Raw genomic sequence first — 26563 nt, forward strand, 5'->3', positions numbered from 1 at the left:
TTTTTATTTACTGATTCTACTCTCTTCTTCTCCATTAGAGTTGTTTTTCTTGAAAGACATTTTGAATTTGTTAATATTGTATCGTAAAGTAATACTAACATTGCGACTATCTGGTGAGAGCGTACGACAAGATTCTATATTATATAAATAAGTGTTGTTGTTCGGCGTGGATTTGCGTAATAAATCATTGCCTGATATGATTAATGTTAATCTCTTGTTTTTACAGAAAGTCATATATGTACCCACAGTAAGACCATAAGCTGCCTGGAAAGAAGAGCCTAATGATTTGTAGGCAGAAGCAATATTTATGTTACAAAACAGCATCACATGATTTGTTATATCAAACTGATTGACAAAATTACCTGCAAATAAAGCCTTATTATTATTCTTTTCTCCTAAAAAAGGAAGTTTTGTTATATCATAGTGAAAATCACCATTATATGCAAAACGAAATAGACCAAATTTATCTGAATAACTTGCACGCAAATCAAAATAGTCTACATTTGTATTAATAGGCTTGTTAACGATTATATTATCCCCCATTGAAGAAGTTTGAAATACATACAAGGGATAATCATGCTTATGGTAGTAATTCAAGTCTACACTAATTTTGTTTTTATAAACAAAAGACAAATATAGATTGTTTGAAATCATATGAGTTAAAGATACATTTCCTTGTTCATAAAGGTGTGCATTAATATAGCGCATCAACGGTGATATATCTTGAAATTTGGGGCGATAACCTTTTGTTTCATATCCCATAGATACAATAAAAGATGGAGAGATTTGATACTCAACTTCTAAAGCAGGGAACACATTCAAACACTTCTTTTGCAAAATATTACTATCATATTCTTTGTAGCGATTGGAAGAATATTCAAACCTTACACCACCATTAAAATATAAATGCTTGAACTGGCTAGACAAATTGGCATATAAAGCTCCAACATAGTCCTTTAACTTCGTTTTGTTATTATAATCATATTTTTCTTCTTCATTGTTGGATATAGAATACCCATTGTTTATAATATAAGAGTGTTTCATACCAGTCTGTAATTGTAAAATATGACATAATGTTTGATTATAATCTAATTTTAAAGTATAAACTTCATATCTATTTCGACCATAAATATCAGCATAGGGTGAAGTTGTTAGCTTTACAGAATTATCATCTTTTGCTAAAGAGTTAATATAACCTAAATTGATATCCAAATTGGATTTTTGCATAGTATGCAAATACTTTGCCTCAACATTATGCGTAATATTTTTATCTTTATCATCTTGGACTGTAACTATTTCGGTTGTCTGATGTTTGACGGTAGAAGACTCTATGTCATTAGAAATATTTGAAGTTTTATTTACTTCTAGCATGTACTGAATATCAAATACATTATTTTGGGTAGGCGCAAAGGATGTATTGAAAATAATTCCATGTTGTGCAAAGTGCCCAATTTCATTATTTTCAGATACATTATTAGTAGTTACCTCTTTTGAATTTTGCTGATATATGTTATACTTGTTTGTTGCTGATTCTTTTGAACGTGAGTCTTTGAAAGTATATGATATGTAGCTTTTCCATTTTCCATTTTTTATATTGACATCAGCCGTTTGAGAATCACTATATCTCCTTGCAAATATAGACTTATGTTTTATCTGCGAAGAAACATAATCTTTAAATTCTTTTACAGTTTTAATTTTTATAACAGCATCATATTCTGAGCCGTAAGCAGAAGAAGCATGTGGCTCTACGCTAATGTCTTTAATTTGGGAAGGTTTTAATGAATTTAACTCTAAAGAGTTGCTTACTTCTCGTCCATTTATCAAGATAAGGATTTTACCTTTTCCTATCATTGAGATTCTATCTTCATTAACTGTGACAAATGGCAAAAATGATAAAACGGAATATACGTCAGGTTGTTTTTCTAAAGACGAACCAGAAACAGTTATTTTATATTCTCCATTTTTATATACAACTCTTCTCTTCCCTGTAACAACAACCTCCTTTAACATCTTTTCGTTTGGCTCTAGTATAATAGTACCAAGATTTACAGAATCACTTTGTTGTTTTTCCAAGGAAATTTTAGAATTATTATAGCCAATACCAGAAAGTAATAAATAACACTTACGATGCGGAGATTTTATCATGAAGTGACCATTTTCATCAGATACGGTTCCTGACACAAAAGAGGAGTCTTTACAACTTTTCAAGACAACACTTATATAAGACAAGTTTTCTCCCTGCTTATTCTTCAATAAACCATAATAGTTTTGCCCCATAGATATAACACTTCCAAGTGTATAGAAAACAAAGAATAAAATATACCGTTTCATAAATGTTCATTAAAAATATCCTAATAAAGCAAAAGAGTATGTGCCAATCAAAGTCAGCACATACTCTTCACATTTTTACTGCAACTCAACCACAAACGTTAGTCATCTGTTATTGTAGTTGTTGTGGTGGTAGTTGTGGTGGTATGAGAGTGTCCCTCGCCATCTGTAGTAGTTGTAGTGGTAGTTGTCGTTGTAGTAGACACCTTGCCACCACAAATTGTCTCAAGTTCACTTTGGGACAACTTGTCAAATTTTGCAAATGTTTCCATTTTTAATTCCTTTCTTATTTAAATTAATATTGCTCCAGGATCTGCGTTCTTGGATGTACGCCTTTTAATCAGACGGGGCTGATTCATATCCATAGTGCTTATTGGGCAGAAAGGGTATTGGAATAATTGCACCAAAACAAAAGCAAACTGCAATTATTTGCCTCATTTTGTATTCCGTGCGCAAAGGTATAAAGACTTTTTGAAACAAAATAATTTAAGGAGAATATTTAAACTATATTAAACTAAGTTGTACATGGTTATACTTTGCATAATGACAAGTAAAGTGCAACAATAATTACTTTACGTCTAGTTTACAGCATTTTTATTCTATAGTTCTTCTCCATACCTCATTCAATCTTATCGCATCCATAGGTTTTGTCCTATAGTTATATCAGTGTCAGCAAACACTTATATCAGCATCACCTTATGTTTATACCGGTACGAGCCAGTGCCTATATCGACATCGACTTACGTTTATATCGACATCGACTTACGTTTATACCGGCATGAGGCAACCCTTATCGATGTTGTTCAATGCCTCTATAAGTTTCGTGCATTGTTATACCGATTCCGCCACATCCCATAACGTGACTTTTAGCTGGAAGCCACCTTCGGCATAGTAAAACAAAGTTTCGGCAGAGAGGTCATCCTACACTCTCTGCCGAAACACTTACAAATTCCGTTTTCAGGCAATTTATTCCGTATGTATAGAAACATGCAGATGTATTACAAGGAAACGTTTTACAATCTTTCTTTTTCATCTGCTCCCGCATCTGTCATTACCTGATGCTTCAACTTATTGTGAGGGTGTAAATTGAAAATAACAGATAGCTGTACTGAGCGAGTTTTATAACTTCTATCTTGGCTCATGATATTTATAGGCGAATATAATGTACACCTATTGTGGTTGTCATCTAAGATGTCATTGAATTTGAGCTGAACTTGCAAATTGTTCTTTAGAAGTTTTTTCTTCACATACATATCTAACAAATTCGTACTCTTGGATTTTATGAAACCATCAGCCATGCTAGATGTATAGCAATAAGAAACTCCAAATTGCCAAGTTTTCAATACAAATTGATTGTTAAAAAGCCCAACAAATCCCAAAGTCTTAAAATTTTCATTCACACTATATTTTGAAGCATCCAAAAATTGCTTGTTCAAATCCAATTCAATAATAGGATGCCAAACTCCAACAACAGGTTCTCCTGTCAATGAAGCTGACACCAAATCTATACCGCTAATATTTGCACTTGTCAACTTGATGATGTTTCTGTCATAGTCATACCACTCAAACCAATTGTAAATCGGATTGGAATCATGCTCATATTCTACGGATAGATTCAACCAAGAGTAGGATATAGAAGCATCTATCATATGCTCAATGGTACTCTTTAAATATGGATTCCCTCCTTCGTAAATGTATCGGGTATCATAAGTTACGTTGTTTGACAATTGTGAATATGTTGGTCTTGATATTTTAGAAGAATATCCCAAGGACATTTCAATATCTCCATGAGAATAGCCTAATTGAATGTTAGGAAACCAATTGTTATAATTATATGACAAATCATCTTCCGCACTATTACCTCTAGTTGTATTTGACAAATGCTCATAACGAATGCCTCCACCAATAGTTAAATCAGTAGTTTTAAATGTTGCATTCAAGAATCCTGCAACTCTCTTTTCTGAAACGTCAGCTATGGATGATTCTATCAAATCGCTTTGGCTATTGTACTTTTGCTTACTTCTGGTAGATGTTACCTCTGTTCCTACTTCAGCATTGAGATTCTCCAACAGTGGGTATGACAACGTTATCTTGTTTGCTATAATCCTACCATTGGATGTATTGGAAGTTGGAATAACTTTTGTCTCAGTCGCCATCTGTTCTGTTTGTACTTTTTCTGTGTATCTTTTTGTCCAATACAGCATAGAATTTGCATCAATCTTCATTTTGCCAACTAGTCCAGAATAGTATAAGTTCAAATGAGAATTTGGCCCTCCTTTGCTCATTCCGTCTTGGTATATAGCATCATAACTATTTGACTTGCCATTGATTGAGACGCTCTCTTCTCTATTCCAAATATAATAGCGTGTAGGGAAGTCTCTCTGCAACTCATAGAATCCACCTATATGATGTTTCTTGCTTAAGTCTAGGTCAAATCCCATTTTGTTGACAATTCCCCAAAAGCGATTGGCATGTTTTAAATCTATGGTGTGGAGTTCTATGTTGTCTTTTCCAAGTATGTTGTTTCTTACATCTTGGGAAATGTCTGTAGCTTGATTCTTGACTTGAATATTGTCGTAAACATTAATTTTATTTTTATGATAATAAAGATTCAAATCGTTTTTTGATGAGAATTTTGTCGCTCTTTTGTTTGTGCCAATGAAGTCCAACCCAAATCCGTTATTATTGTCATCAAGAGTCTTGATGACAATAACGCTTTTCTTGTCTGCTGCATATTTTGCCCCAGGAGTAGTCAAGACCTCAATACTTTTCACCTTTTGAGAACTAAGTCTTTCTAGTTCTGCAGGGTCTGAAATTTCTCGATTGTCAATGTAGATGGCAGACTGTCCCTTGCCTAAAACCGAGATTCCTTCATCGCTGACTTTTACTCTTGGCAATTGGGAAAGAATATCCGTTGCACTTCCTGCATCAGCTAAGAATGAGCCGGAAATCAAGGTGCAAGTACCACCTGGCACCAAATGTAGCTTAGGCATTTGACCTTTGATTACCACTCCTTGAAGTTCTGTAGTTTGCTCCTCCAATGAAATATGCATACCATCACTAATTTTTGTAGTAAAGAATGTCTTGTAGCCAATTGAGGATACACTTAAAATGCAGTTTGTAACATCTTTACGATTTATTGAAAAAAGTCCATCCTTATCAGAAAGTTCCCCTTCTACAAAAGAGGAGTCCTCTTTGTTCAACAAAGAAATTGTTGCAAATGGTACAGGCGCATCTTCCTTGTCGCAAACAACTCCATGAATCAACTGTGCATTAACCTTGATGCTTATGACACATAAAAAAATAAATAACAAATTCTTCATAATTATTCCTCCCACTTCTGTTTGTAAGGATTATATTTACATTTTAATGGCTTGTCGTAAATGTCTGTTACAAAAGCTCTACAATCATTGCAAATGTATCTATATTCGCAATCTTTGCATATACGAATTTCATCCTTTGTTATGTCCCAATATCTTTGAAATTCATTAGACCGAACTATTTCTGCTATAGAGTGGTCTCGGATATTTCCATATGCTTTAGACAGACAAGGACAATTTTTGATTTGTCCATCTGCCGTTATTGATAGTTTTCTGTTTAGACATTTATTTTTCAATATGCCTTCTGTAAAATTGGATATAGAAGATGGCATACAAAAAGAAGAGCGATTAATTTTGCCGCAATCAGTCGTAGCCTCTATCTTTTGTTTCAAATAATAAACAAAACCGATGCCATGATAAGTTGTGTCGATGAGACTCTTATGATAAGTATCGGTTGGAGCTTCATAGACAAATATAGACAAGGGTGGATATTGGGCGGCAAGTTGGAGATAATTAGACGGACTTATACCTTCCTTGTATTTTACAATGATGTCAACACTCTTAAAATCAGCCTTATAAAAATGACTAGCTATTTTTGATAATTCTTGAATATCTGCGTCATAGAATATACGGATTTCCAAATGTGCGCAATGAAGAGCTTGTAACTCTTCTGATATTTTTTTGAAATTATGATTACTTGTAGATTCTATGTCAATAATAGCATTTTCAATTTCATTTGGGGAGAACCATACTTTCTTAAGCTTAGGAAACAGAGATATATCATTAACTAAGCTAGCAAAGTTGTTGCTTAAAAGAAATTCAGCAAAACCGAGCACATCTACATTTGGATATTTGCTTACGATACTGTCTAATTTGTGCTTTCTAAACTCATCTAGAAGAGCATAAAACGCATTCTCAAAGAACAGAGTTCTCTGAGTGCAACAATCATATACCATTGTTCGTGTATACCCTTTTGTAAAAAAGATATTTGAGTACACATACAAATATTTATTTCTGTTCATAATCGCCTATTTTTGAAAAATCGATGATACATGAAATACGCTTTGACGGACGCTCGATAATTGCATAACTTTCCGTATAGTCGGACAACAGCAAGTCGTTGCTGTCTTTTTCAGGCAACATTAACTCCTTTTCTATAATGCCATTAAAAAATAAAGGCAAATGTGCCATTTGTTCATTACTGAAGATTTTATTTCCCATCATTTTATAATTTTTCAGCTACAAGCCTGTCTAAATACGAGTTACAAAGTTGTCCGTAAGCAACAAATTGCCCTACAGGATTCACCTCCAAGAATATATATTCCCCCTTGGGAGTTACCACCATATCTATAGAGCCGGTGTTTAAATGCAATAATGCCACTAACTTTTCTAACTTCAGCTTAATAGAATTGGGAAGATTGTATGGAACATACCTTAAGACTTCTCCCTTCCTGCTGTCAACTGCTGTGTCTGCATCTTGCTGTGAGAAAATAGCATAAGGATAGTACATGCCCTTCAAAAAGAATATCCTTAACTCGTATTCTTTTTCCAACCTCGTTTGTAAACATGATGCCATAAAGGTAGGAGGTATTGGAGCTAAATCGTTAAGGTCGTTTGTATATGAAAAGAGAAAATGATGATTGTCAATTTCATAGAAGCCCTCATAAATTGGCTTTGTTATGGTAGGTTTGCTCATCATGATTTCGTCTTTTTTGCATATTACATATGTAAATGGTACATTCAATCCTACCTGGGAAGCCAAGTCTAACACATGTAATTTGTTTACAGAATGAGTAAAATAACTGCCAATTGTTCTAGACTCTCCAATTTTTTCCTCTATAGTCATATACACATATTCTTTCAGGGTTTGGTATTCCTTTCTGATATGTGATAATTTTACCTTTGAAAGTTCTGTTTTCTTGTAATTAAAATGTTTTGGAGCGATTCCATCCCTTCTATACCAATAAGAATCGCAAGATAACAAATTGTATTGCTTTTTGTTTCTTTCTACTATAATTTTCTCACTTGATATATAAGTGAAAACATAATCGTCTTCCATATTTAGACGGATAAAGCCTTTCTTCATAGCCTGTAGCCACATACAAACTTGTGAGGTCGCATAATCACTTCGTTGAGAAAATATAAGTATCATAAACCTTAATTTTAAAAGGAGGTTGCAGGGAATGTTGTCTCTGCAACCTCTAATGTTAGAATTCTACGCTTGAGTCTAAGTCACTATCATGATCTTTGTTGGAAACCTTTTCGCACGTATCAGCACCAGCTTTTGCTGACCAAGTCATACTAAAGTTGTCCACGTTACCTCCGACCACATTCTGAAGTGCCTCAGAAGCAAACTCTTCGTTACAGTTGAATTTTTTCATTTTCGTCTGTATTAAAAAGCATTTCTACTATAGCGTTAGAAATATTGCTGCTATTGAGTTGTAGTGAGCTTAAATCAATATAGCTATCTGATTTCGTTTGCAAAGGTATTGCAACTTTTCTTATAAACCAAATAAATTAAACTACATTAAACTATTTGACTGTGTTTTTAAACTTGTTTTATCATTTTGATAAAAAAATACATAAATAGCCAACACGTTGTTTTATCAAAGGCAAAAACATAGTCATTTATGATAGTTGCTTTGTCCGACATTAAACTTACGCTTAATTTCATTTGATTCACGAAGTAATCTACTTGCTACACTATCTTTACAAGCTGCCATTTCTATCATTTCATAATGATAGCGAACAGAATCCTCATAAGCAGTAACACGATTTCTTACATTGTTGATAATATCTTCATCTCGTTGCACATTGAAATGCTTTTCGATGTAGCGAATATTCGGGTCATCAGATGGAAGAACCATTTTCAATGCCCTATATTTCAAGTCTGCCTCCTCCCAATCTTGATGCTCTCGCCATTGGGTGAGATTGCCCCAAATGGAGAGGACAAGGGATAGAGCCAAGCCTCCAATGAAAAGAAGAACATTCTTTGAGGTTGGCTCGAAGCGATGGGTTACAACCTTCTTTTGAGGTGATTTGTTCATCACTTCAAGTTTATCTTGCAATGCTTTTGAGGAAACATCATTCCCTTGTATCATCTGCTTGACTGCATCAACCAAGAACTTGCTTCGCTGCTCATTTTTGCCAAGTTCAACCTTAATAAGGTCAGCAAAAACGATAATGGCATCTCTTAATTTGGATATTTTACCTCTGACTTCCTCTTCTTTGATAAACATCGCATTGATTGACTTATCCAACTTGGTTATGTCATTACTTGCAGGAACGGTTTCCGCTCCTGCGTTCTTTGTGGAGACAGAAAGTTCATCAACTTTCTGCTCCAATCTCTCAACTGTGCCGTAGATGGCTTCCAATAGTTCTTCTTTCATGTTCGATTCTAATTTTAAGTTTGTAACTTGCATCAAAGGCTGAAGCCCTTTCTGCGTTTTCTCTTTTTCTTCTTGGCGGATTCATCCTCTGGGAATGGCTCATAAGTTTGGGCATTAGACGGAGCGAACAAGCCGATGGAAGAAATACCACTCCAAGTGTCTTGGGTATGTTCTGCCGTTGGTTGAGTCTGTTCTACTTGGTGACAACTTGGTTGTCCTCCCTGCATAGATTCGGCTCTTGGCGATACACGATTATACTCAGTGCCAAGTCTTGCATCCAACTTGACAATGCTGTATTCTCGGCTAATCTGCGTACCCTTGAAGCTATATCCATCCTTGCAAAAACGGATGCCTTGAACCTTGCTCCGCTCCTTGTCCTTATAGACAAGCTCCAGGTGAACACCTCGTTTTTCAAGCCCACTCTTGAACTTTTGCCAGCTATCTGCGACTTTCAAAGCATCATTGACGGCATTGTGAATCTCATATTTGGCTCGCTCAGCATTGCGTAACTTGCGAGTATTAGTATTGCTCTTGTCCGTTCCGTAGGTAAATCCATACTTGGATTTAAGAGCCTTGGTCACTTGCTCATTACGCCTGTAATCATTCCTGTCTGATATGAGCTTGCCCTCGTTATTGATGCGGTTATACACGATATGACAATGAGGATTGTCCGTGTTGTGATGCCTTACAATGATGAATTGGGTATCGGTAATGCCCATCATCCGCATGTATTCAAGGGCTATCTTAGCCATGAGTTCATCCGTCAAACGTGGCTTGTCCTCGGGCTTGAAGCTCAATGCGATGTGTCCCACAGGCTTCTTAATCCTTTGATTTAGCTGCCTTTGTAGCTCGAAACTTTGCGTCATCTCGGCATTCGTGCCGAGCAGAACACCATCGGAAGCAAGGATTTTCGCCTCGTCTTTGCCTGTCACATAGCGGATGCAACCACCAAATGATGCGCCTTTCTTTAGCTTTCCTATCATGTGGTATCCTCCTTTCTGTTCATTCCGCTTGGCTTCGGTTTATAACTTGCTTGGCGATACTCGCCAAGGATTTCTTTCAATCTTCTCAACAAGTCCACCACATATACATGGGTTTCATGGAAACCTCTCTGATGCGACAGCTTGGTAAGTTGGTTGAGGTTGTTTGCCATACCAATGAGGTTCTTGGCGATGGCTACCGTCTCTGCATTGTGTCCGCTGACCACCACGCCGTTCAAGGCGGACTCACGGATGTACTCCGCCAATTTGCGGTTGGCTTTTCTCGCCCTCAGTCTCAAAGCCTCGTAGCTTGGCTTCGAGAACTTCACCGTGACAGACTTCGACAGCTTGTGAATCCTGCCTGTGGGCGGTCTTCCGCCCTTTTTCTTGTATTGTTCATGTATGCTTGTCATTCGATATACTGTTTACAGTTGGTACACTCACTTTCTGCGACCGTCGGGAGCAAAATTCCTCCGCCCTCATGGTGGAGCGAGGCGTTTTGGGGTTCCCAAAACATAACCTCGCTCCCTCTCAGAACACGTTAGTTGGAACTACAGCCTTTCAGCTATCCACGCCCAAGGTCGCAGACCTTAATTCTCACAATTTGCGCCAAGCCTCGAAGTCCTCTTCATAAAGGCTTAGGTGGTGGCGCACGATGTTCTCGATGATGCCCGATACGCTCATGCGTCTCCCTCCGAGGATGCGGACGACACGATCAAGACGGTCTCGTACATCGGAACTGACGAAGACCGGCTTGCGGTCGTCAATCCTTGGAACTTGGAGGAAGGTCTGCTGATACTCCTCCAATGTCGCTTTGCGCTGCTTGCCGCTGATGCGCTTCTGCGGATTCGGTGGCGATTGAGCCTCATTCGTTGATGTTTCCTCTCTATAGGGAGTTGTTGCAGCAACTTTCTCTACAATTGCTCTCAACTCTGGGTTCTCTACATCATCATAGAGAGAATTACAACTACTTGGATTGGCTTTGTTGCCATACGTAGAGGGTTTAACAAAATCCAAATACTCTTTTTCCATCAGCTCCTTTTGCTCAGGAGCCAAGACTGCATCTTTTGTTTTTGCCATAGCTTATGCTGTTTTATTTGTTAGTATAGTGGTCACAGTTTGCACCATTGACCGATTGTCGGGTGCAAAGTAAGTGTACTGAGTGCAGCCATGCAACTGATTGGGTGTAACATGGCAATTTAGTTGTGGCTTGCTTATTTGCATACCGAGATAGCTGTGAGAACTTCAACGTATTTCTCAATTCATCATTGTTCATGTATTCGTTGCAGTCGTGCAAGTTTTTCTTGTTGTTTTTGGCGTTGAAGTCGGCAAACCCCGGCAACATACTGCCACAGAAATTAAAAACGCTTGTTTTTAGATTGCCGTGCCTTATCTTTGCACTCACAAGCGTGGAGCACAGCATATGCGTGGAGCTTTGCGACATACAACATAGTATTAACTTAGAAAAAAGAAAAGTATGGGATTCATCGTATTCGAGGAAGAGGCATTCAACTATCTTGATGCCCAGTTGGAGAACTTCGTGAAGCGCATGGACAGAATCCGTGAGCGCAGTGAGGACAAGACCATGAACAAGTGGCTCGACACGCAGGACGTGTGTCAGACGCTCAACATCTGCCCACGGACAGTGCAGACGCTTCGGGACAACGGAACTTTGGCTTATACGCAAATCAGCCACAAGACCTACTACAAGCCGGAGGACGTGATGGCTATCGTAGCAGTAGTGGAGGACAAGAAAAAGGACATGCGCTTTCGCAAGCGCACAGGTTAGGCTGTCAATATACAACAGCCACTTTATCCAATGCAGCAAGTAAACCGAGTAACGTAAGTATCAACAATAAAACGAGACAACTATGAGCAATGAAGTAATGACAAGAAACAGCGAGTGGATGAACCACATCGTGAACCACCTCAACCGAATGGTTGACAATTTTGAACGTGCCGTGATGAACTACCGCCCCATGCTTGACGGTGAGCGCTTCATGACGGACAAGGAGCTTTGTGCCAGGCTGCAACTGAGCCGAAGAACCCTGCAGGACTACCGAAACAACGGTGTCATCCCGTATATCCAGCTTGGCGGAAAGATACTCTACCGTGAGTCCGACATTCAGAAGATTCTGATGGCTAACTATCGTGAGGCGTACCGAATGAAGGGCTTGTAGGAGAAATACAAGTCCTTGATGAGTGGGGTGAAATGAACAAGGCGACAACGTATAACTTACCGAGCGTGGTTGTTATAGGTTGTCGCCTCATTTTATTGGCTATACCGAGTTGGTCGTGTTTGCCGGGTGTTCTCCGTATGGTCTGTATAAAATCTAATACCATGCTAAAACACACTGCGGTGGTTCGCCCAAGTGGCTGGAGGCGCAAAGCCTCCAAGGAACGTTGCTTGAAGGATTCCTATACAATTAGGAATCATCTCTCTTCATTCTTTTGCATTACATACTACTCATGCAATGCCAAAATATTAACATGCACCAAAATATTATATAGACTATGGAGATAAGAAAAAACACCTTTTTCTTCTTCGATTTTAAAAGGTGAAGTACAAATCCACTATAAATGGAAAAAACAGGTATTATAAGTATTTTAAACCATCCTATAACATCATAATATGAATAAAAAAAAGTACAAGCGTATGTTGCCCAGTACAAACATATCACAAATGCCATTACAAATTTCAAAAAGACAAATGTCACTTGTTTGTTTTTTAGGTACAATAGGAAATATGCTATAGGAACAACTGTTGCAAATAGCATATCTCCTCTCCATATTATATAAAAATCCAAAAGTCTCATTTTAGTTCATTATTTGTTTGACACTGCAATTTTAGAGAAATAAATTGAATAAAGCAAATGAATTTAAAACCTTTATAAAATTTTAACACATTAGTTTTCAAAGAATAGAGGTCATTGATGAAAAATGTAATTGCTACACCATTATATTCTTCGACCACAGGCAGACCAACTTCGGGCGGTTGGTCTGCTTTTTGATGATGGCTTGCATGATGAACTCACGAAAGGCTCTGCTCTCAATGCTGTCAATACGGAAGGCTACCGCAATGACGAGTTCAAGGCTATACACATCATAGCTGATGCGGTCGTTCTTCCTGACATGACGACGCACACCATGCTCTTTCAGAATGCCGTCCTTGAATACAGCCTTGACTGCCTTGCGCACATAGCAGCCGAATACATTATACATGTCGGCAATCTCCTGCATGGTCATCCATACAGTATCGGTCGGCATGGATACCGTTCCGCTCTCGCTGATAGTTATAACTCCTCTGTTCATTTTCCAATAGTTTTTTCGTTCGATAATCTGTTCCTTTCCCGCTTGGCAATAAGCTTATCCATGTCATTTGAAATCTTCTGCTCCGTCACCTGCGCATAGACCTGTGTGCTTGTAATGTCTGCGTGTCCCATCATCTTGGCTATGCTGCCGATGGGAATGTCCTCGTTGAGCATCAAGACTCCGAATGTATGGCGGCTGGCGTGGAATCCCAACTTATTACTTATGCCAAGCACCATTCCAAGGGTATGCACATCAAGATAGATGTCTTTCTTCTCACCCAGTGGAAAAACAGGCTTGCTGTCGTCCGTGGTATTGTAGAGCGAAAGAATCTTCTCGGCTATCGGATGGAGTGGCACGAAGAACTCCACGCCTGTCTTCTCTCTTTCCTTGCGGATGAACTTCCTACCCTCGGAGTTCTCACTGATATGGTGAGGGTACAGTTTCTTTACATCTATATAGGATAAGGAGGTGAGCGAGGCAAAAATGAAACATCTGCGTGCAAGCTCTGTTCGCTCGTCAGCCATCGGGGTAGAGAGCATCTTGACGAAGTCTGCCTTGCTGATATGGGTCATCTTCGGGGCTGCCTTCTTCTCATACCCTATCTTGGCTATGGGATTGAAGCGGATAATGCTCCTGTCCACTGCCTTGTACATCAACATGTTCAGCCAGAGAAGGCAATGGTTCACGTAGCTGTCTATGCGTCCCTGGTCTTGTTTCAGGAATAGCTTGTATTCCTCCCCGAAATTCTCGTCTATGTCCTCAAAGGCGATGTCGTCCTTATCCAACGAATGGACAAAGGCTCTCAGGTTCTTCTGCCATGTCCGCTTGTGCAGGAAGGTTTGTCTGGCTTTTGAGGTTCGATACCATTCCACGATGGTATCACCAAAGTTCAGCAAGAACCTTCCTGTCGTATCCTTGTCCTTCAACACAGCCTTCAGCATTTCCACAGTGATGATGCCATTGGCGGTAAGAAGTGAGTTGTATTTATCCTTGACCTCAGCAAGGAAACTTGCCAATCGTCCGTTGTCCCTTGCGTTCCGTACCTCTCCCTTCTTGGCGTTCCACTCCTGTGGGGTACAGGATATGCCTGTGGAAATGGCTGCGCTTTTGCCGTCAACGGTGATGCGGCAAAGTATGTTGGCTGTTCCGTCTGCCTTCACCTTCTGTCTGTTGATGTAAGGCAAAATTGAAAATGTACTTCTGCTCATAGTTGTTGTCCTTATAATATAATAATGTAGTTGAAACTGTAAAAAGAAAAGTTGAAAGCCCTGTTCATAATGCGAGAACGAAGTCCTTCTCGGTTGCAGCGATGAACTTGTCCATGTCCTCAAACAGCTTCTTTTGGGTTACTCTCGCATACCGCTGCGTCATCTTTACATCCTTGTGACCGAGCATCTTGCAGATGGTCTCCATCGGCACACCAGCCTCCAGCGTAATGAGGCTGGCGAACGAGTGTCGTCCCGAATGGTAGGAATAGGTCTTGCTCGTTTCCGCCAACTTGCAGATGGTGATGAGATCGATACGAACACGATTCGTGCTCAGCAATGGGAAAAGGGTATCTCTTGCCCCGTCCTCGTATTTCGCCATCAGCTCCAACGCCTCGGGCAGGAGTTTCACCCTGGCAAGTGTTCCGGTCTTCTTGCGGTTATAGATGAGCCATTTGTCGCCATCTTCCAACACCTTGACATTGGCTTTCGTGATGGAAACGGTGTCTATGAAGGCTGTTCCTGCATAGCAGGCGAAAAGAAACAGGTCACGGCTAACGGATAGTCTCGGCTTGTCTTCGGGTAGTTCCACATCACGGATTTTTATGAAATCAGACATGCTGAGAGCCTTGGGTGTCGTAACCCTTGGAGTGCCAACCCGATAATGGGCGAACAGCAGGTTCTTGCACAAGCCTCGCTCAAAGGCGATGCGGCACATCTTCTTGAAGAGCGACACATAGATGGTGATGGTTCCTGATGAAAAGCCTTTCTCGTCAAGCAGGTAATGGTGAAAGTCACTGATGAAAGGCTCGGTCAGCTGTCCGAAAGCCAAATCAGTCAACCTATACTTCTCCCCGATGAACTCAGCGAGATTCTTGCGAATCTTTCTGTAAGTCCAGACACTGCTCTTCGACATATCGATGCCCTCATGGGTGCTGAGTTCACTGATATGCTCGTCCACGAAGGAGAGAAGTGTGGTCTGTGTCTTGACGCTGCCCTGCAAAGCCTCCTTGACATCCTTAGCCTCGAAGACCGTTCTCTTTTCCACAAGCACATCGAAAGCCTTTTGGATGGAAAGCAACAACTGCTCGATGTCCTTGTTGGTCTCCACGGCTTCCTTGCTCTTGCCCTCCAATCGGCTGGCACGAGGATTCCAAAGCGATGGAGTGCAAGACAACTTGCAGGAGAACTGCGCCATAGTCCTGTTCACCGTGATGCGTCCCATGATGGGAGCTTTTCCATTCTTGTCCATTCCGCTCTTTTTTAGGTAGAGCAACACCTTGAATTTTTCGATTTTCATAACGCTTACATTTTGAGTGTGCAAATATAATCATTTTGTAAGCGTTCCTTGATACACAAAACATTGAGAATCAGTGCAATAAAATCCGTTGATGCACAAAGTTGCCTTTCCGTATTGTTACCTGTTTTGCATAGGTAACTGTGGCTCACGATTTAGTAACTGAACTACTTCAATATTCCTCACTCGCTTGCTTTATGCCGATTTGGCAACTTTGTGCAAATCTACTCATTCCCAACTGTTTACGTTCCAACCTCTCTTATTCTCCTTTAGCTGCTTTAGAGCTTTATGTTAATAATCCTAACTCGTAGTTCTTAGAAGAAAGAAGCGTTGAGTTGTGTTTCCGGAAATATAGTTTTTTGTCTTAAAATTCTTCCAGTAAGATAGTTAACTAGAATATCCATCAGCAGCAAAAAGTGACTCAGTGAGTCACTGAGTCATTTTTTTTAAAAAAAGAGGAAATGCAGGAACGGCATTTCCTCTTTTATCTGGGGTATTGCTCTTATTCAGAAGAGCCGAATTATTGCTTATCCGAGTCGATGAGGGCGAGCAGATGCTCTACTGCCACCTCCTGCGGAATATTCTTTTCTACGCAAACCTGCTTGCGGTAGAGACTTACTCGGTTAGGACCGGCGCCTACGTAGCCGTAATCGGCATCCGCCATTTCACCTGGACCATTCACGATGCAGCCCATGATGCCAATCTTCAAGCCCTTGAGATGCTTGGTTGCCTCCTTGATCTTGGCGATGGTTTCACGAAGATCGTAGAGGGTTCTGCCACAACCTGGACAACTGATATACTCGGTCTTGCTGGTGCGCAGACGGGCTGCCTGAAGAATGCCGAAAGCGGTTTCATCTACTGTCTGGGCAGGGATGTCACCATCGTTCATCAGCCAGATACCATCGGTCAGACCATCAATCATCAAGGCACCCATATCGGCTGCTGCCTCCAGCTGGAAGTCGCTCTTCTCCTCCTTGCTATGCTGGTACATCTCGGCAAAGATCACAGGGTTCTTCAAGCCGGCATTCATCATCTCGTGAACCAATGCACGCTGGTCGCCCAGGCGGTTCTGATGATTGCTGACGCAGATAACCACTACCTCAGGATGAGCCTTCAGGCAGGCGATATACTCCTCGGCAGGAGTACCAAACTGCAGGGTGAGGAACTTGATATCTGCCTTGATGCTGGCGATGAGCGGCATTGCCATGGCAGGGAAGATAGGGTAGAGCTTGGCACCAGTAGTCTCTGGCTTACTGTTCAGCGTCTCGTAAACGTTGTAATCTACGATGTAGCTCTGACCTGGCACAAACTGCTTAGGCATCTTACCGCCTATATAGATATAATCAGGTGTAGCATCCTTGTTCTCACAAATGGTGCTCTCGCCGTTGATTCGGTTGCTGATGACTACAGGTACGTTGTTGCCGCCGATATTGCCTACAGCCACGGTTTCGCGGCGGGTAGGGCGCAGCCAGTCGAAGCTAGGACAAGCTGCGGCAGGAATCAGAAGATGTCCCTTCTTCTTGCCGATGTAATCCACCAGATGGCGAGCCACCGGAATCTCTGCAGCTGGCTCCTCGCTGAGGCTTACTCGAACGGTATCGCCGATGCCGTCAGCCAGCAGGGCACCGATACCCACTGCACTCTTGATTCTTCCATCCTCACCTTCGCCAGCTTCGGTTACGCCGAGGTGGAGTGGGTAGTTCATGCCTTCCTTCTCCATTTCTTCTACCAGGAGGCGCATGGAGCGGACCATCACTACGGTATTGGATGACTTGATGCTGATGACTACATCGTGGAAATTCTCCTTCTTGCAGATGCGCAGGAATTCGAGGCAGCTCTCTACGATGCCCTCAGGGGTATCGCCATAGCGGTTGCGGATGCGGTCGGAGAGTGAACCGTGGTTCACGCCGATGCGGATGGCTGTATGGTTCTCCTTGCAGATGTTGAGGAAAGGCACGAAGCGCTCCTCAATCTTCTGGAGTTCGTGAGCATACTCCTCATCAGTATATTCCTGCTTGATGAACTTGCGGGCAGGATCCACGTAGTTGCCAGGATTTATGCGCACTTTCTCACAATAGAGAGCAGCCACGTCGGCAACGTTAGGATTGAAGTGAACATCGGCAACGAGTGGAGTCTGATAGCCGTCGGCACGGATGCCGGCATTGATGTTCTTCATATTCTCTGCCTCGCGGGAACCCTGTGTGGTGAAGCGCACCAGTTCGCCGCCAGCCTTGATGATTTCCTCTGCCTGACGGACGCAAGCCTCAGTATCATTGGTGTTGGTGGTGGTCATCGACTGGATGCGGATAGGGTTATCGCCACCCAGATCGATGGCTCCGATATGTGCCACAGAAGAGGCACGGCGGGTATAATTGAATAAATCTACCATAATGTATAAGAATAGAATATGCCCCAAAGGAATGGGGCATATCACATATTAGATTAATTACACTTGAAGTCGTATTTCACCTCAGCCAAATCCTTGTTGGCCTTCTCTATCTTGGCACCAAGACCCGCCTTCCAAGCTTCTACCTTCTGAGCCACTTCCTCATCGGCAAGGGCAATCATCTCGGCAGCGAGGATGGCAGCGTTCTGAGCCGCATTCACACCAACAGTAGCCACAGGAATGCCAGGAGGCATCTGGATGATGCTGAGCATGGCATCAAGACCATCGAGCATACCCTTGATAGGTACACCGATAACTGGCAGTGGGGTAGATGCTGCGATAACACCAGGAAGGGCGGCAGCCATACCGGCAGCGGCGATGATTACCTTCACGCCACGCTCCTTGGCTCCCTTGGCAAATGATTCTACTGCATCCGGTGTGCGGTGTGCAGAGAGGGCATTTACCTCGAAAGGAATCTGGTTGTCGTTCAACCACTTACATGCTTTTTCCATAACAGGCAGATCGCTGGTACTGCCCATGATAATGCTTACTAATGGTTTCATTTCTTACTATATTATGTTATTAATTCTTTTTTCTATGTTCCTTGTACGGCACCGGAATCAGGTGTCCAGGATGGTGCAGGCTTCAGATGACCAGGATAGCGCAGGCGGCTCCTACGAGGAAGCCCGTAACTACCTGTGAGAGCGAGTGCTGTCGCAGTATCATGCGCGCCGTTCCTACGGCTCCTGCCAGTATCAGCACGAAGCAGAGCCACCACAGCGGGTTGAAAGAGAAGGCGATGGAATAGGATACCAGTCCGCCTGCCACGCCTCCGATGGCGGCTGTATGGGTGCTGATCTTCCACCATATATTGATGAGGGCACATACCATCTGGATGGTGAGTGCCACTACCACGATGATGCTGATGACGCGGGGAGTGTTGCGGTACTCCATCCAGAAGAAGCAGGCGAAGTAGCACACGATGGAGATGATATAGGGCACGAGACGGCGCTCCTTTCTGCCCAGTTCGTGGGATGTCCATCCCTGGCAGAGCCGGTAGAGATGGATGAGCAGCGAGGGTGCCACCACGGTGAGCAGATACACCATAGCAAGCATCACCAGCTTGTACATCATCGGCAACAATGACATATAGCTGAAGATGAACAGTGCTATCAATCCCACTATCGGCAGATAGAAGGGGGTGAAGATCATGCTCATGATTCGTGCAGTGAATATGATATTCTTCTCTTTCATTTTCTTAATCGTGCTACTGGAATATTGAATTGTTCGCGATACTTCGCTACGGTGCGTCGGGCGATAGGGAATCCTTTTTCCTTCAACGCCTTTGACAATGCTTCATCGCTCAATGGTTTCTTCTTATCTTCGTGCGCTATGATTTCCTGAAGGGCAATCTTGATCTTGCGGGTTGACAATTCCTCGCCATCCTCGGTGGTATAGCCATCGGTGAAGAAGAACTTGAGGGGGAAGATGCCCCATTTGGTCTGTGCATACTTCACGTTGCTCACTCGCGATATAGTGCTGATATCCAATCCCGTTCTTTCGGCTACATCCTTGAGAATCATCGGTTTCAGGTCGGCTTCGTCTCCATCCAGGAAGAACTGTCGCTGGATGTCGATAATCGCTTTCATGGTTACGATGAGGGTATGCTGCCGCTGCTTGATTGCCTCGATGAATCCCTGTGCCTTGTCCACCTTTCCCTTGGCATAGAACAGGGCTTCTTTCTCGGCTCTGCTCATCTTGTCCTTGTGATTGCGGTATTGCTCTATCATGTCGGTGAAGGATGGAGATATGGTGAGCTCCGGAATGTGACCGCGGTTCAGGCTGAAGGTGATGGAGCCGTCGTCGTTGGTATCTACGATGAAGTCGGGGGTAATCTGCTGGATGTTTCTGCCTTCGGTTTCTCCCATCGAAGCACCCGGTTTCGGGTTCAGTTTCCTGATTTCCCGCTGCAGGGTATCAAGCTGGGTATCATTGAGTTCCAATCCTGCCTTGATCTTGTCCCAGTGCTTCTTGGTAAACTCATCGAAGTAGTCTGTGAATACCTCTTCCATAGTCTTGCGGAGTACGCCTTTCGGCATTCGCTTTACCTGAAGCAGGAGGCATTCCTGGAGGCTTCTTCCGCCTACGCCCGCAGGGTCGAAGCTCTGCAGGACATGGAGCACGTGCTCTATCTCCTTCTCGGTTACATCGATGTTGTGATAGATCATCAGCTCATCGCTGATGCTGTCGAGATCCTTGCGAAGCAGGCCGTCGTCGTCGAGCGATCCGATGAGATATTCCATCGCTTCCTTTTCCTTGTTGGTGAGGTTCTGCATATCCATCTGCTCCTTCAGCTTGTCGTAGAAGGATGTGGTGTCTCCATATACCATTTCTTCGTATTCGGCTGTGTCCTGGTTTCCGTATTTGTCGGAGCTGTAATCGGGCATCTGGTCATCCTGTCCGATGCTTTCCAGTGCCTGGTCGAGCTCGTCTTTTCTCTCTTCCTTCTCCGACTGTGCCTCGTAGGCATCATCAGAATCAGTATCACTGTCGCTATTACTGCTATCTGCACCATGTTCCAGCGGAGAATCTCCATCGTAGCTTTCGCTGAGCATATCGTCTGGATTCTCACTCTCCAGTGCAGGATTATCGTCCAGTTCGGCATTGATGCTCTCCTCGAGTTCGGTGAGGGGCATCTCCAGGAGCTTCACCTGCAGCATCTGCTGGGCGGAGAGTTTTTGTAGCTGTTGCAGCTTCTGTGCCTGTGTCTGAATGAGTTTCTGAGCCATATCTTTATTCTTGAGTTGAGCTTTTGCTGTTTATATTTCTTTTTTTCTGTTCTGCCAGCAGTGTTTTTTCTGCTTGCAGTATTCTTTTTTCCGTTCTACTTGTAGTATTCCTGCAGGTTGATGGCAAGCTGGTTCAGCTTGTCTGGGTTTCCGTTACCATATCTGTGCCAGATATCCTTGCATGCGCTAATCAGCTTGCTGTCAGGTGCTTGCTGGCGGTTGAGATAAGGGTCGCAGTATTGGTAAACGCCCATCACTTCTGCAATCAGCTTGGGTGATACCTTGATGAGTTTTCCCAGGTTGATGATTTCCGGCGTTTCAGCCACCATGGTGATGGGAGTGAGCTGGAAGTAGAGGTCGAGGATGATGATGAGCTTCACGGGGTTGAGCGATGGCTCTTCAGCGAGAGGTTCCCAATCTTTCTCGAACGACTCCTTTACTTCTACTCCTGCAAAAAAATCCTTGGCATTTCCGCATCCGTTCATAGATCGGAGAATCTTGATGTCGTGGGATAGGAGACGTGGATTATCGGCATATTTATCCCATAGCCGCTTGATGCGAGGCGTGATGCGCTGCAGCTTGAACATCTGTGCGTGCAGATATTCCGGCTGGATGTGCAGTTCCAAGCTCAAATCGACTATACCTTTTGAGTATAAGGGCTTTACTCCCATCGGCTTCTTCTGGTAGAGCTGGAGTAGCAGGAGCCAATAATCGTCGTTCCAAAGAGGATGTTTTGCCATATTACCTTGTTATTTATTATCTTTTGCAAAAGTACAACTTTTCGGTGGTAATACAAAATTATTTAGTGTATATTATCATAAAAATGAGGGGATTATGCCTAAAATACCTCAAGAATGCCCATAGGAAGGGGGCGGATTGCATATAAGAACTTGGCGTGTTGCATAAAAAAGTAGTGCGCAACTTCGATTCTCTCGAAATTGCGCACCTTTAATTCTATATTCCCAAATTTTTCATAACTCAAAGGAGATTATCGCTTTCACAAGCTTTTCTCCATTGCGGCGCCCGAAGCAGTCATTTACTGCTCACAGGCATCATCTTGTTATCCGATACATGTCTTTTTTTACCTTAAGTTACGCTTAACCTATCGACATTATCCTGTTCTCACTGAATAAACAATCTTTTTTTCTTACCTTAAAACTAATAACCTAAAACTAAACAACTAACAATCTTAAACCTAAAAACCTAATAACCTAAACAAAATTTCTTTTCGTCGTCCTTGAATAAACAATCTTTTTTATTACCTTATAACTAATAACCTATAAACAACTAACAATCTTAACCTAAAAACCTAATAACCTTTTGTCTTATTGACGATGCAAAGGTACGACGATTTTGCCATTCCACCAAAACTTTTATGGAGAAAATGCGAAAAAAGCCCGAATTTTTGATGTATGTCAACTATGTGTGTGCGCACACAAGTGTTATGAAGCAGATATTTGACCTACATCAACCATTTTACTTCCTATCGAAGAGAAAGGCTTCTTCGCTCATGAAGACAGCTATGGTCTTGAGGCGGAGATAGTCTTCAGAGAGATAGATGAGTCCCTGGTTGCCCCACTTCTTTCCAGCAGAGTTGCGGCAAACGTAGTATCGCTGCTCGTCTTTTAGGAAAGTGCCGATGATTTCCATCACGTGGTCATCGGTGGTGCGCAGCTGCTCAAACTCCTCCTGGCGGGAAGTAGGGGTTACGGGGCGTTCGTTTTTAGAGATATCCACATAGTTGTCCTTGGCGTGGATAAAACCTTCTTCTGAAATATCGCCCTCCCAGCATACCGGGTGGCCGTTCTCTATCGCCTTCTGGATATGGAGCATCATCTCATCCAGCGGCAGATTGAGGTAGGAGTCGTGCTGACGGTTGTCGGGAATCTCCAGGGCGAAGTACTCGCGGTAAGGGTGATGGGTGAAGCTGGTGAGCGATACATACTCTTCCGGGTAGCATACGCTGTGGGCGAACTCCAGCGGGGTATATTCGGCACCGAGCATGTGAACCTGCTTGGCAGGCATGTAGCCTATCTCCTGATCAAAGAGATTGTCGAGATCATCCTTCAGCTTTCCGAACCCCGACTTCTGTGAGATGGCTGCATCGCAGAGCTGCTCCACCTTCCGGCAGAGCGTCTTGTAGTTGATATCCTTCGGATCTTCGTAGCTGTCGTAGGGTTGTGCACCATACTTATCTATATAATGTATGAGCATGGAAGCCATGCCTCGCATGCTGATGGGCTTGCTGCCTTGCGAGAGATAATACTCGATGGCTTTCTCCTGCAGCATCATTCGGGCGATGTAAGCCACGGAGAGGTTCACGGAGTCACCCTTCATGATATGTTCGCTCTCTATGGTAGCGAGCATGGCGTATGCCCAGCTGAGTTCGCTCTCGCCCTGATCCTTGACGGGAGTAGTGCTGATGAGCCTTACATGGGCGGGCAGATTGTTCTTGCCCCCATCCTGAGAGGAAGGAGAGGAGGATTTGCTCTGATATCCGCAGCTTACCAGAAGAAGTGCGGCGAGAAGGTGGAGAATGATGCTTCTATTCATATTGTAGTTGTTGTTTATACCTTATTATATATATAAGCAGGATACCATGTATGCGATAAGGCTACCATATCGCTGGCTTTAAACAATAAAAGTTCCGCCCCACACATCTGGATGGAACGAAACTTCTATCATCGTATTTATGCTTTGTTTTCCTTTTTCGCAGCTCGCTTAGAGCTGGAGGCGATGCTCCATACTCCCGCTATGATGAGCGGAAGACTCAATATCTGCCCCATATCCATAGGCAAGCCTGCCTCGAAAGCCACCTGAATCTCCTTGGTGTATTCCACGAAGAAACGGAAGGTGAAGATGAGGGTAAGGCAAAGACCGAAATAAAGTCCGCTTCCCACACTTTTAGGCCCCTTCTTCTTATAGATGAAGAGGATGAGGAGGAAGATGACGAGATAGGCTATCGCCTCGTAGAGCTGGCCGGGATGACGCGGATACTGATCTTCCTTGACGAAGATGAATGCCCAAGGCACATCGGTTACCTTGCCGATGATCTCGGAGTTCATCAGGTTGCCCAGGCGGATGAAGCAGGCGGTGATGCCTGATATGATACCCATGTTGTCGAGTAATGTCCAGCCGCCCACTTTCGTCTTGCGGCAGTAGAGCCAGATGGCGATGAACAGTCCCAGTACGCCTCCGTGGCTAGCCAGACCTTCATATCCCGTGAATTTCCAGCTGCCGTCTGCCATGTGATGCATCGGGATGAACATCTCGACTACGTGATCCCACTGGGTGAGGAAGTATTCCGGCTGGTAGAAGATGCAGTGTCCCAGTCGGGCACCCGCCAGGATGCCGACGAAGAGGTAGATGAAGAGCGGTTCAAACTTATCCTCGCCTAGCTTCTGCTCTTTGTAGAGGCGGTGCATCATCAGATAACCCAGCAGCAAGCCTACCATCCAGCAGGTGGCGTAGTATCTGATGGAGATAGGACCCAGGTGAGCCAAGATGGGGTCCGGATCCCATACGATATAGTTAAGCAGATTTGCCATCATAATCGTTATACGTTGAAGCGGAAGTGCATGATGTCGCCATCCTGTACGATGTACTCCTTGCCCTCGATGCCGAGCTTACCAGCCTCGCGCACAGCAGCTTCAGAGCCATACTTGATATAGTCATCATACTTGATAACCTCTGCACGGATGAATCCCTTCTCAAAGTCGGTGTGGATCACTCCGGCACACTGAGGAGCCTTCCAGCCCTTGTGATAGGTCCATGCCTTGACCTCCATCTCACCGGCGGTGATGAATGTTTCAAGGTTCAGCAGGGCGTATGCCTTCTTGATGAGTCGGTTTACGCCGCTCTCTTCCAGGCCGAGCTCTTCGAGGAACATCAGTTTGTCCTCGTAGGTTTCCAGAGAAGCGATGTCTTCCTCTGTCTTGGCAGCGATGACCATGCACTCGGCACCTTCTTCCTTGGCAATTTCCTCTACCTTCTTGCTATACTCGTTGCCGGTCTTGGCAGAAGCTTCATCTACATTGGCTACGTAGAGCACTGGCTTGGTAGTGAGGAGGAAGAGGTCGTGAGCCACCTTCTGCTCTTCCTTGGTTTCGAAAGTAACGCCACGGGCGTTCTTTCCCTGCTCCAGAACAGCCTTGTAAGCCTCGAGTACGGTAACCATCAGTTTGGCATCCTTGTTACCGGCAGCTGCAGTCTTCTGCTGCTTGGCGAGCTGAGATTCGATAGTTTCCAGGTCCTTCAGCTGCAACTCTGTATCGATAACGCTCTTATCCTCCAATGGGTCAACCTTGGCGCCACCCTCACGAACGATGTTATCATCATCGAAGCAGCGGATTACGTGGATGATAGCATCGCACTCACGAATATTTCCCAAGAATTTATTACCAAGACCTTCGCCCTTGCTGGCACCCTTTACGAGACCTGCGATATCTACGATTTCGCAAGTAGCTGGGACGATGCGTCCTGGGTGAACAATCTCTGCCAACTTGTTGAGTCGCTCATCTGGTACGGTGATGACGCCCAAGTTTGGTTCGATAGTACAGAAAGGGAAGTTAGCTGCCTGTGCCTTTGCACTAGACAGACAGTTGAACAGTGTAGACTTACCCACGTTTGGGAGGCCTACAATACCACATTTTAATGCCATTTTATCTTTAAACGTTTAAATTTCTGGGTGCAAAGTTACACATTATAAATGAAAGATACAAAGAAATCGTGGAAAATTAACTAAAAATCATAGATGAGGGAAATAGATGTAGGAAAAACAAGTGAAACGCTGAAACGCTTGCGGATGCAGGAAGATATAGGAGAAGACGTTGAGGCATATAGGGAAAGTCATCTAAGGATATAGGAGAAGTACCTGGAAGGAATAACAGAAGTCTTTGAGACATATAATGGAAGTTGCTGGAAGATATAGGAGTAATTACCGGAAGAGTTAGTTCCTACGACCGCACAACAGATGTTGTGCACTTGCACATCAGGTGATGTGCGCTTGCATAACAGCCGTTGTGCATGTGTTTTTCAGCTGTTGTACGATAAAAAGAGATCATCTTCCCAATGTCGGGAAAATGATCTCTTATTTCTTTTCTCTGTACTTTATCCTTTCCACAATCCGTGGAGATTGCAGTATTCGCGAGCTGTAACATCCTTGGCTTCAGCGCTTGTCATGAAGATGGCTTCCGGCTTTTCGCCCGGCTTCAACTCATGGCGGAGCACATCGGTAGGGGTGAGCAGCTCTATCCACTGGATGTAATGCTCTGGGAGCATCGGATGCTCCACGCTTCCTACAGTTACGCGATAACCGCCCTCGATAGGTTCTATCACAGGCACGTGCTTCTCCTTGGCGCCATCGCTGGTGTTTTCCTTCATCAACTTCATCGGCTCACCACAGCAGCTGAGCACGGCTCCTGGGTTTACTACTTCTACCACGTTGCCGCAAATCTGGCAGCGATAGATTTCTCTAATCTTTGTCATAATGGTTCCTCCTATTATTTTATGAATGTGTTGCCTGAATATCAGGCTTTTCATTCAGATGATTCCTTTG

23 protein-coding genes are annotated in these 26563 nt (G+C 43.2%); 2 read left to right on the forward strand and 21 right to left on the reverse strand.

Going from position 1 to position 26563, the window contains the following annotated elements; all coding sequences use genetic code 11:
* Window positions 1-3: 3 nt before the first annotated feature.
* The 9 genes from CFT61_RS03215 to CFT61_RS03255 form a co-directional block, all read right to left on the reverse strand.
* Window positions 4-2331, reverse strand: a complete 2328-nt coding sequence (locus CFT61_RS03215; RefSeq protein ID WP_089543045.1) for an outer membrane beta-barrel protein — start codon at window positions 2329-2331, stop codon at window positions 4-6.
* A 1010-nt stretch (window positions 2332-3341) separates the two neighbouring features.
* Window positions 3342-5651, reverse strand: a complete 2310-nt coding sequence (locus tag CFT61_RS03220) for an outer membrane beta-barrel family protein (protein ID WP_089543046.1) — start codon at window positions 5649-5651, stop codon at window positions 3342-3344.
* 2 nt (window positions 5652-5653) lie between these two features.
* Entirely contained in the window at window positions 5654-6670 is a 1017-nt protein-coding gene (gene gwsS / locus CFT61_RS03225; RefSeq protein ID WP_089543047.1) for a grasp-with-spasm system SPASM domain peptide maturase, read from the reverse strand.
* Window positions 6657-6872: a hypothetical protein gene (locus tag CFT61_RS03230; RefSeq protein ID WP_089543048.1), complete on the reverse strand. Its 216-nt coding sequence runs from the start codon at window positions 6870-6872 to the stop codon at window positions 6657-6659. The genes gwsS and CFT61_RS03230 overlap by 14 nt, the downstream gene beginning before the upstream one ends.
* A gap of 1 nt (window position 6873) precedes the next feature.
* Entirely contained in the window at window positions 6874-7800 is a 927-nt protein-coding gene (gene gwsG / locus CFT61_RS03235; RefSeq protein ID WP_089543049.1) for a grasp-with-spasm system ATP-grasp peptide maturase, read from the reverse strand.
* Between the two features lie 472 nt (window positions 7801-8272).
* Window positions 8273-9037, reverse strand: coding sequence for a hypothetical protein (locus tag CFT61_RS03240; protein WP_089543104.1), 765 nt, complete (start codon window positions 9035-9037; stop codon window positions 8273-8275).
* A gap of 32 nt (window positions 9038-9069) precedes the next feature.
* Entirely contained in the window at window positions 9070-10020 is a 951-nt protein-coding gene (locus CFT61_RS03245; protein WP_089543050.1) for a relaxase/mobilization nuclease domain-containing protein, read from the reverse strand.
* Window positions 10017-10430 (reverse strand): plasmid mobilization protein, encoded by a 414-nt coding sequence (locus CFT61_RS03250; RefSeq protein ID WP_089543051.1) that lies wholly within the window; start codon window positions 10428-10430, stop codon window positions 10017-10019. Before CFT61_RS03250 ends, CFT61_RS03245 begins: the two co-directional genes overlap by 4 nt.
* A gap of 184 nt (window positions 10431-10614) precedes the next feature.
* Window positions 10615-11097, reverse strand: coding sequence for a DUF3408 domain-containing protein (locus CFT61_RS03255; RefSeq protein ID WP_089543052.1), 483 nt, complete (start codon window positions 11095-11097; stop codon window positions 10615-10617).
* A gap of 397 nt (window positions 11098-11494) precedes the next feature.
* On the opposite strand from CFT61_RS03255, the gene CFT61_RS03265 reads away from it, so the two are divergent.
* Complete coding sequence (locus CFT61_RS03265) at window positions 11495-11806, forward strand: helix-turn-helix domain-containing protein (RefSeq protein ID WP_008656559.1); 312 nt, start codon at window positions 11495-11497, stop codon at window positions 11804-11806.
* 82 nt (window positions 11807-11888) lie between these two features.
* A complete protein-coding gene (locus CFT61_RS03270) occupies window positions 11889-12197 on the forward strand; it encodes a helix-turn-helix domain-containing protein (RefSeq protein WP_025066990.1) in 309 nt (102 codons plus the stop codon).
* Between the two features lie 769 nt (window positions 12198-12966).
* On the opposite strand, the gene CFT61_RS03280 is transcribed toward CFT61_RS03270, so the two are convergent.
* The 12 genes from CFT61_RS03280 to CFT61_RS03335 form a co-directional block, all read right to left on the reverse strand.
* Entirely contained in the window at window positions 12967-13329 is a 363-nt protein-coding gene (locus CFT61_RS03280; RefSeq protein WP_089543055.1) for a hypothetical protein, read from the reverse strand.
* Window positions 13326-14537 (reverse strand): site-specific integrase, encoded by a 1212-nt coding sequence (locus CFT61_RS03285; RefSeq protein ID WP_089543056.1) that lies wholly within the window; start codon window positions 14535-14537, stop codon window positions 13326-13328. Before CFT61_RS03285 ends, CFT61_RS03280 begins: the two co-directional genes overlap by 4 nt.
* Window positions 14538-14601: 64 nt before the next feature.
* Window positions 14602-15834 (reverse strand): site-specific integrase, encoded by a 1233-nt coding sequence (locus tag CFT61_RS03290; RefSeq protein WP_089543057.1) that lies wholly within the window; start codon window positions 15832-15834, stop codon window positions 14602-14604.
* 517 nt (window positions 15835-16351) lie between these two features.
* On the reverse strand, window positions 16352-18220 hold the full coding sequence (locus CFT61_RS03295; RefSeq protein ID WP_089543058.1) for a 4-hydroxy-3-methylbut-2-en-1-yl diphosphate synthase: 1869 nt from the start codon (window positions 18218-18220) through the stop codon (window positions 16352-16354).
* A gap of 53 nt (window positions 18221-18273) precedes the next feature.
* Window positions 18274-18780: a 5-(carboxyamino)imidazole ribonucleotide mutase gene (purE, locus tag CFT61_RS03300; protein WP_006848250.1), complete on the reverse strand. Its 507-nt coding sequence runs from the start codon at window positions 18778-18780 to the stop codon at window positions 18274-18276.
* A gap of 82 nt (window positions 18781-18862) precedes the next feature.
* On the reverse strand, window positions 18863-19471 hold the full coding sequence (locus CFT61_RS03305) for a phosphatase PAP2 family protein (RefSeq protein WP_089543059.1): 609 nt from the start codon (window positions 19469-19471) through the stop codon (window positions 18863-18865).
* Complete coding sequence (gene rpoN / locus CFT61_RS03310) at window positions 19468-21006, reverse strand: RNA polymerase factor sigma-54 (RefSeq protein ID WP_089543060.1); 1539 nt, start codon at window positions 21004-21006, stop codon at window positions 19468-19470. The genes CFT61_RS03305 and rpoN overlap by 4 nt, the downstream gene beginning before the upstream one ends.
* 95 nt (window positions 21007-21101) lie before the next feature.
* Window positions 21102-21746 (reverse strand): hypothetical protein, encoded by a 645-nt coding sequence (locus CFT61_RS03315; RefSeq protein ID WP_089543061.1) that lies wholly within the window; start codon window positions 21744-21746, stop codon window positions 21102-21104.
* A gap of 736 nt (window positions 21747-22482) precedes the next feature.
* Window positions 22483-23559: a C1 family peptidase gene (locus CFT61_RS03320; protein ID WP_089543062.1), complete on the reverse strand. Its 1077-nt coding sequence runs from the start codon at window positions 23557-23559 to the stop codon at window positions 22483-22485.
* Between the two features lie 137 nt (window positions 23560-23696).
* Window positions 23697-24554 (reverse strand): prolipoprotein diacylglyceryl transferase, encoded by an 858-nt coding sequence (gene lgt, locus CFT61_RS03325; protein ID WP_089543105.1) that lies wholly within the window; start codon window positions 24552-24554, stop codon window positions 23697-23699.
* An 8-nt stretch (window positions 24555-24562) separates the two neighbouring features.
* Complete coding sequence (gene ychF / locus CFT61_RS03330; protein ID WP_089543063.1) at window positions 24563-25666, reverse strand: redox-regulated ATPase YchF; 1104 nt, start codon at window positions 25664-25666, stop codon at window positions 24563-24565.
* A gap of 449 nt (window positions 25667-26115) precedes the next feature.
* A complete protein-coding gene (locus CFT61_RS03335) occupies window positions 26116-26493 on the reverse strand; it encodes a desulfoferrodoxin (RefSeq protein ID WP_089543064.1) in 378 nt (125 codons plus the stop codon).
* Window positions 26494-26563: the final 70 nt, after the last annotated feature.

This window comes from Segatella copri (assembly GCF_002224675.1).
In the GTDB taxonomy this organism is placed as follows: domain Bacteria; phylum Bacteroidota; class Bacteroidia; order Bacteroidales; family Bacteroidaceae; genus Prevotella; species Prevotella copri_U.

Bases quoted from the DNA above. Each gene is read 5' to 3' on its own strand.
- CFT61_RS03215 (WP_089543045.1), bottom strand. From the start codon at position 2,331: ATGAAACGGTATATTTTATTCTTTGTTTTCTATACACTTGGAAGTGTT.
- CFT61_RS03220 (WP_089543046.1), bottom strand. From the start codon at position 5,651: ATGAAGAATTTGTTATTTATTTTTTTATGTGTCATAAGCATCAAGGTT.
- gwsS (WP_089543047.1), bottom strand. From the start codon at position 6,670: ATGAACAGAAATAAATATTTGTATGTGTACTCAAATATCTTTTTTACA.
- CFT61_RS03230 (WP_089543048.1), bottom strand. From the start codon at position 6,872: ATGATGGGAAATAAAATCTTCAGTAATGAACAAATGGCACATTTGCCT.
- gwsG (WP_089543049.1), bottom strand. From the start codon at position 7,800: ATGATACTTATATTTTCTCAACGAAGTGATTATGCGACCTCACAAGTT.
- CFT61_RS03240 (WP_089543104.1), bottom strand. From the start codon at position 9,037: ATGAAAGAAGAACTATTGGAAGCCATCTACGGCACAGTTGAGAGATTG.
- CFT61_RS03245 (WP_089543050.1), bottom strand. From the start codon at position 10,020: ATGATAGGAAAGCTAAAGAAAGGCGCATCATTTGGTGGTTGCATCCGC.
- CFT61_RS03250 (WP_089543051.1), bottom strand. From the start codon at position 10,430: ATGACAAGCATACATGAACAATACAAGAAAAAGGGCGGAAGACCGCCC.
- CFT61_RS03255 (WP_089543052.1), bottom strand. From the start codon at position 11,097: ATGGCAAAAACAAAAGATGCAGTCTTGGCTCCTGAGCAAAAGGAGCTG.
- CFT61_RS03265 (WP_008656559.1), top strand. From the start codon at position 11,495: ATGGGATTCATCGTATTCGAGGAAGAGGCATTCAACTATCTTGATGCC.
- CFT61_RS03270 (WP_025066990.1), top strand. From the start codon at position 11,889: ATGAGCAATGAAGTAATGACAAGAAACAGCGAGTGGATGAACCACATC.
- CFT61_RS03280 (WP_089543055.1), bottom strand. From the start codon at position 13,329: ATGAACAGAGGAGTTATAACTATCAGCGAGAGCGGAACGGTATCCATG.
- CFT61_RS03285 (WP_089543056.1), bottom strand. From the start codon at position 14,537: ATGAGCAGAAGTACATTTTCAATTTTGCCTTACATCAACAGACAGAAG.
- CFT61_RS03290 (WP_089543057.1), bottom strand. From the start codon at position 15,834: ATGAAAATCGAAAAATTCAAGGTGTTGCTCTACCTAAAAAAGAGCGGA.
- CFT61_RS03295 (WP_089543058.1), bottom strand. From the start codon at position 18,220: ATGGTAGATTTATTCAATTATACCCGCCGTGCCTCTTCTGTGGCACAT.
- purE (WP_006848250.1), bottom strand. From the start codon at position 18,780: ATGAAACCATTAGTAAGCATTATCATGGGCAGTACCAGCGATCTGCCT.
- CFT61_RS03305 (WP_089543059.1), bottom strand. From the start codon at position 19,471: ATGAAAGAGAAGAATATCATATTCACTGCACGAATCATGAGCATGATC.
- rpoN (WP_089543060.1), bottom strand. From the start codon at position 21,006: ATGGCTCAGAAACTCATTCAGACACAGGCACAGAAGCTGCAACAGCTA.
- CFT61_RS03315 (WP_089543061.1), bottom strand. From the start codon at position 21,746: ATGGCAAAACATCCTCTTTGGAACGACGATTATTGGCTCCTGCTACTC.
- CFT61_RS03320 (WP_089543062.1), bottom strand. From the start codon at position 23,559: ATGAATAGAAGCATCATTCTCCACCTTCTCGCCGCACTTCTTCTGGTA.
- lgt (WP_089543105.1), bottom strand. From the start codon at position 24,554: ATGGCAAATCTGCTTAACTATATCGTATGGGATCCGGACCCCATCTTG.
- ychF (WP_089543063.1), bottom strand. From the start codon at position 25,666: ATGGCATTAAAATGTGGTATTGTAGGCCTCCCAAACGTGGGTAAGTCT.
- CFT61_RS03335 (WP_089543064.1), bottom strand. From the start codon at position 26,493: ATGACAAAGATTAGAGAAATCTATCGCTGCCAGATTTGCGGCAACGTG.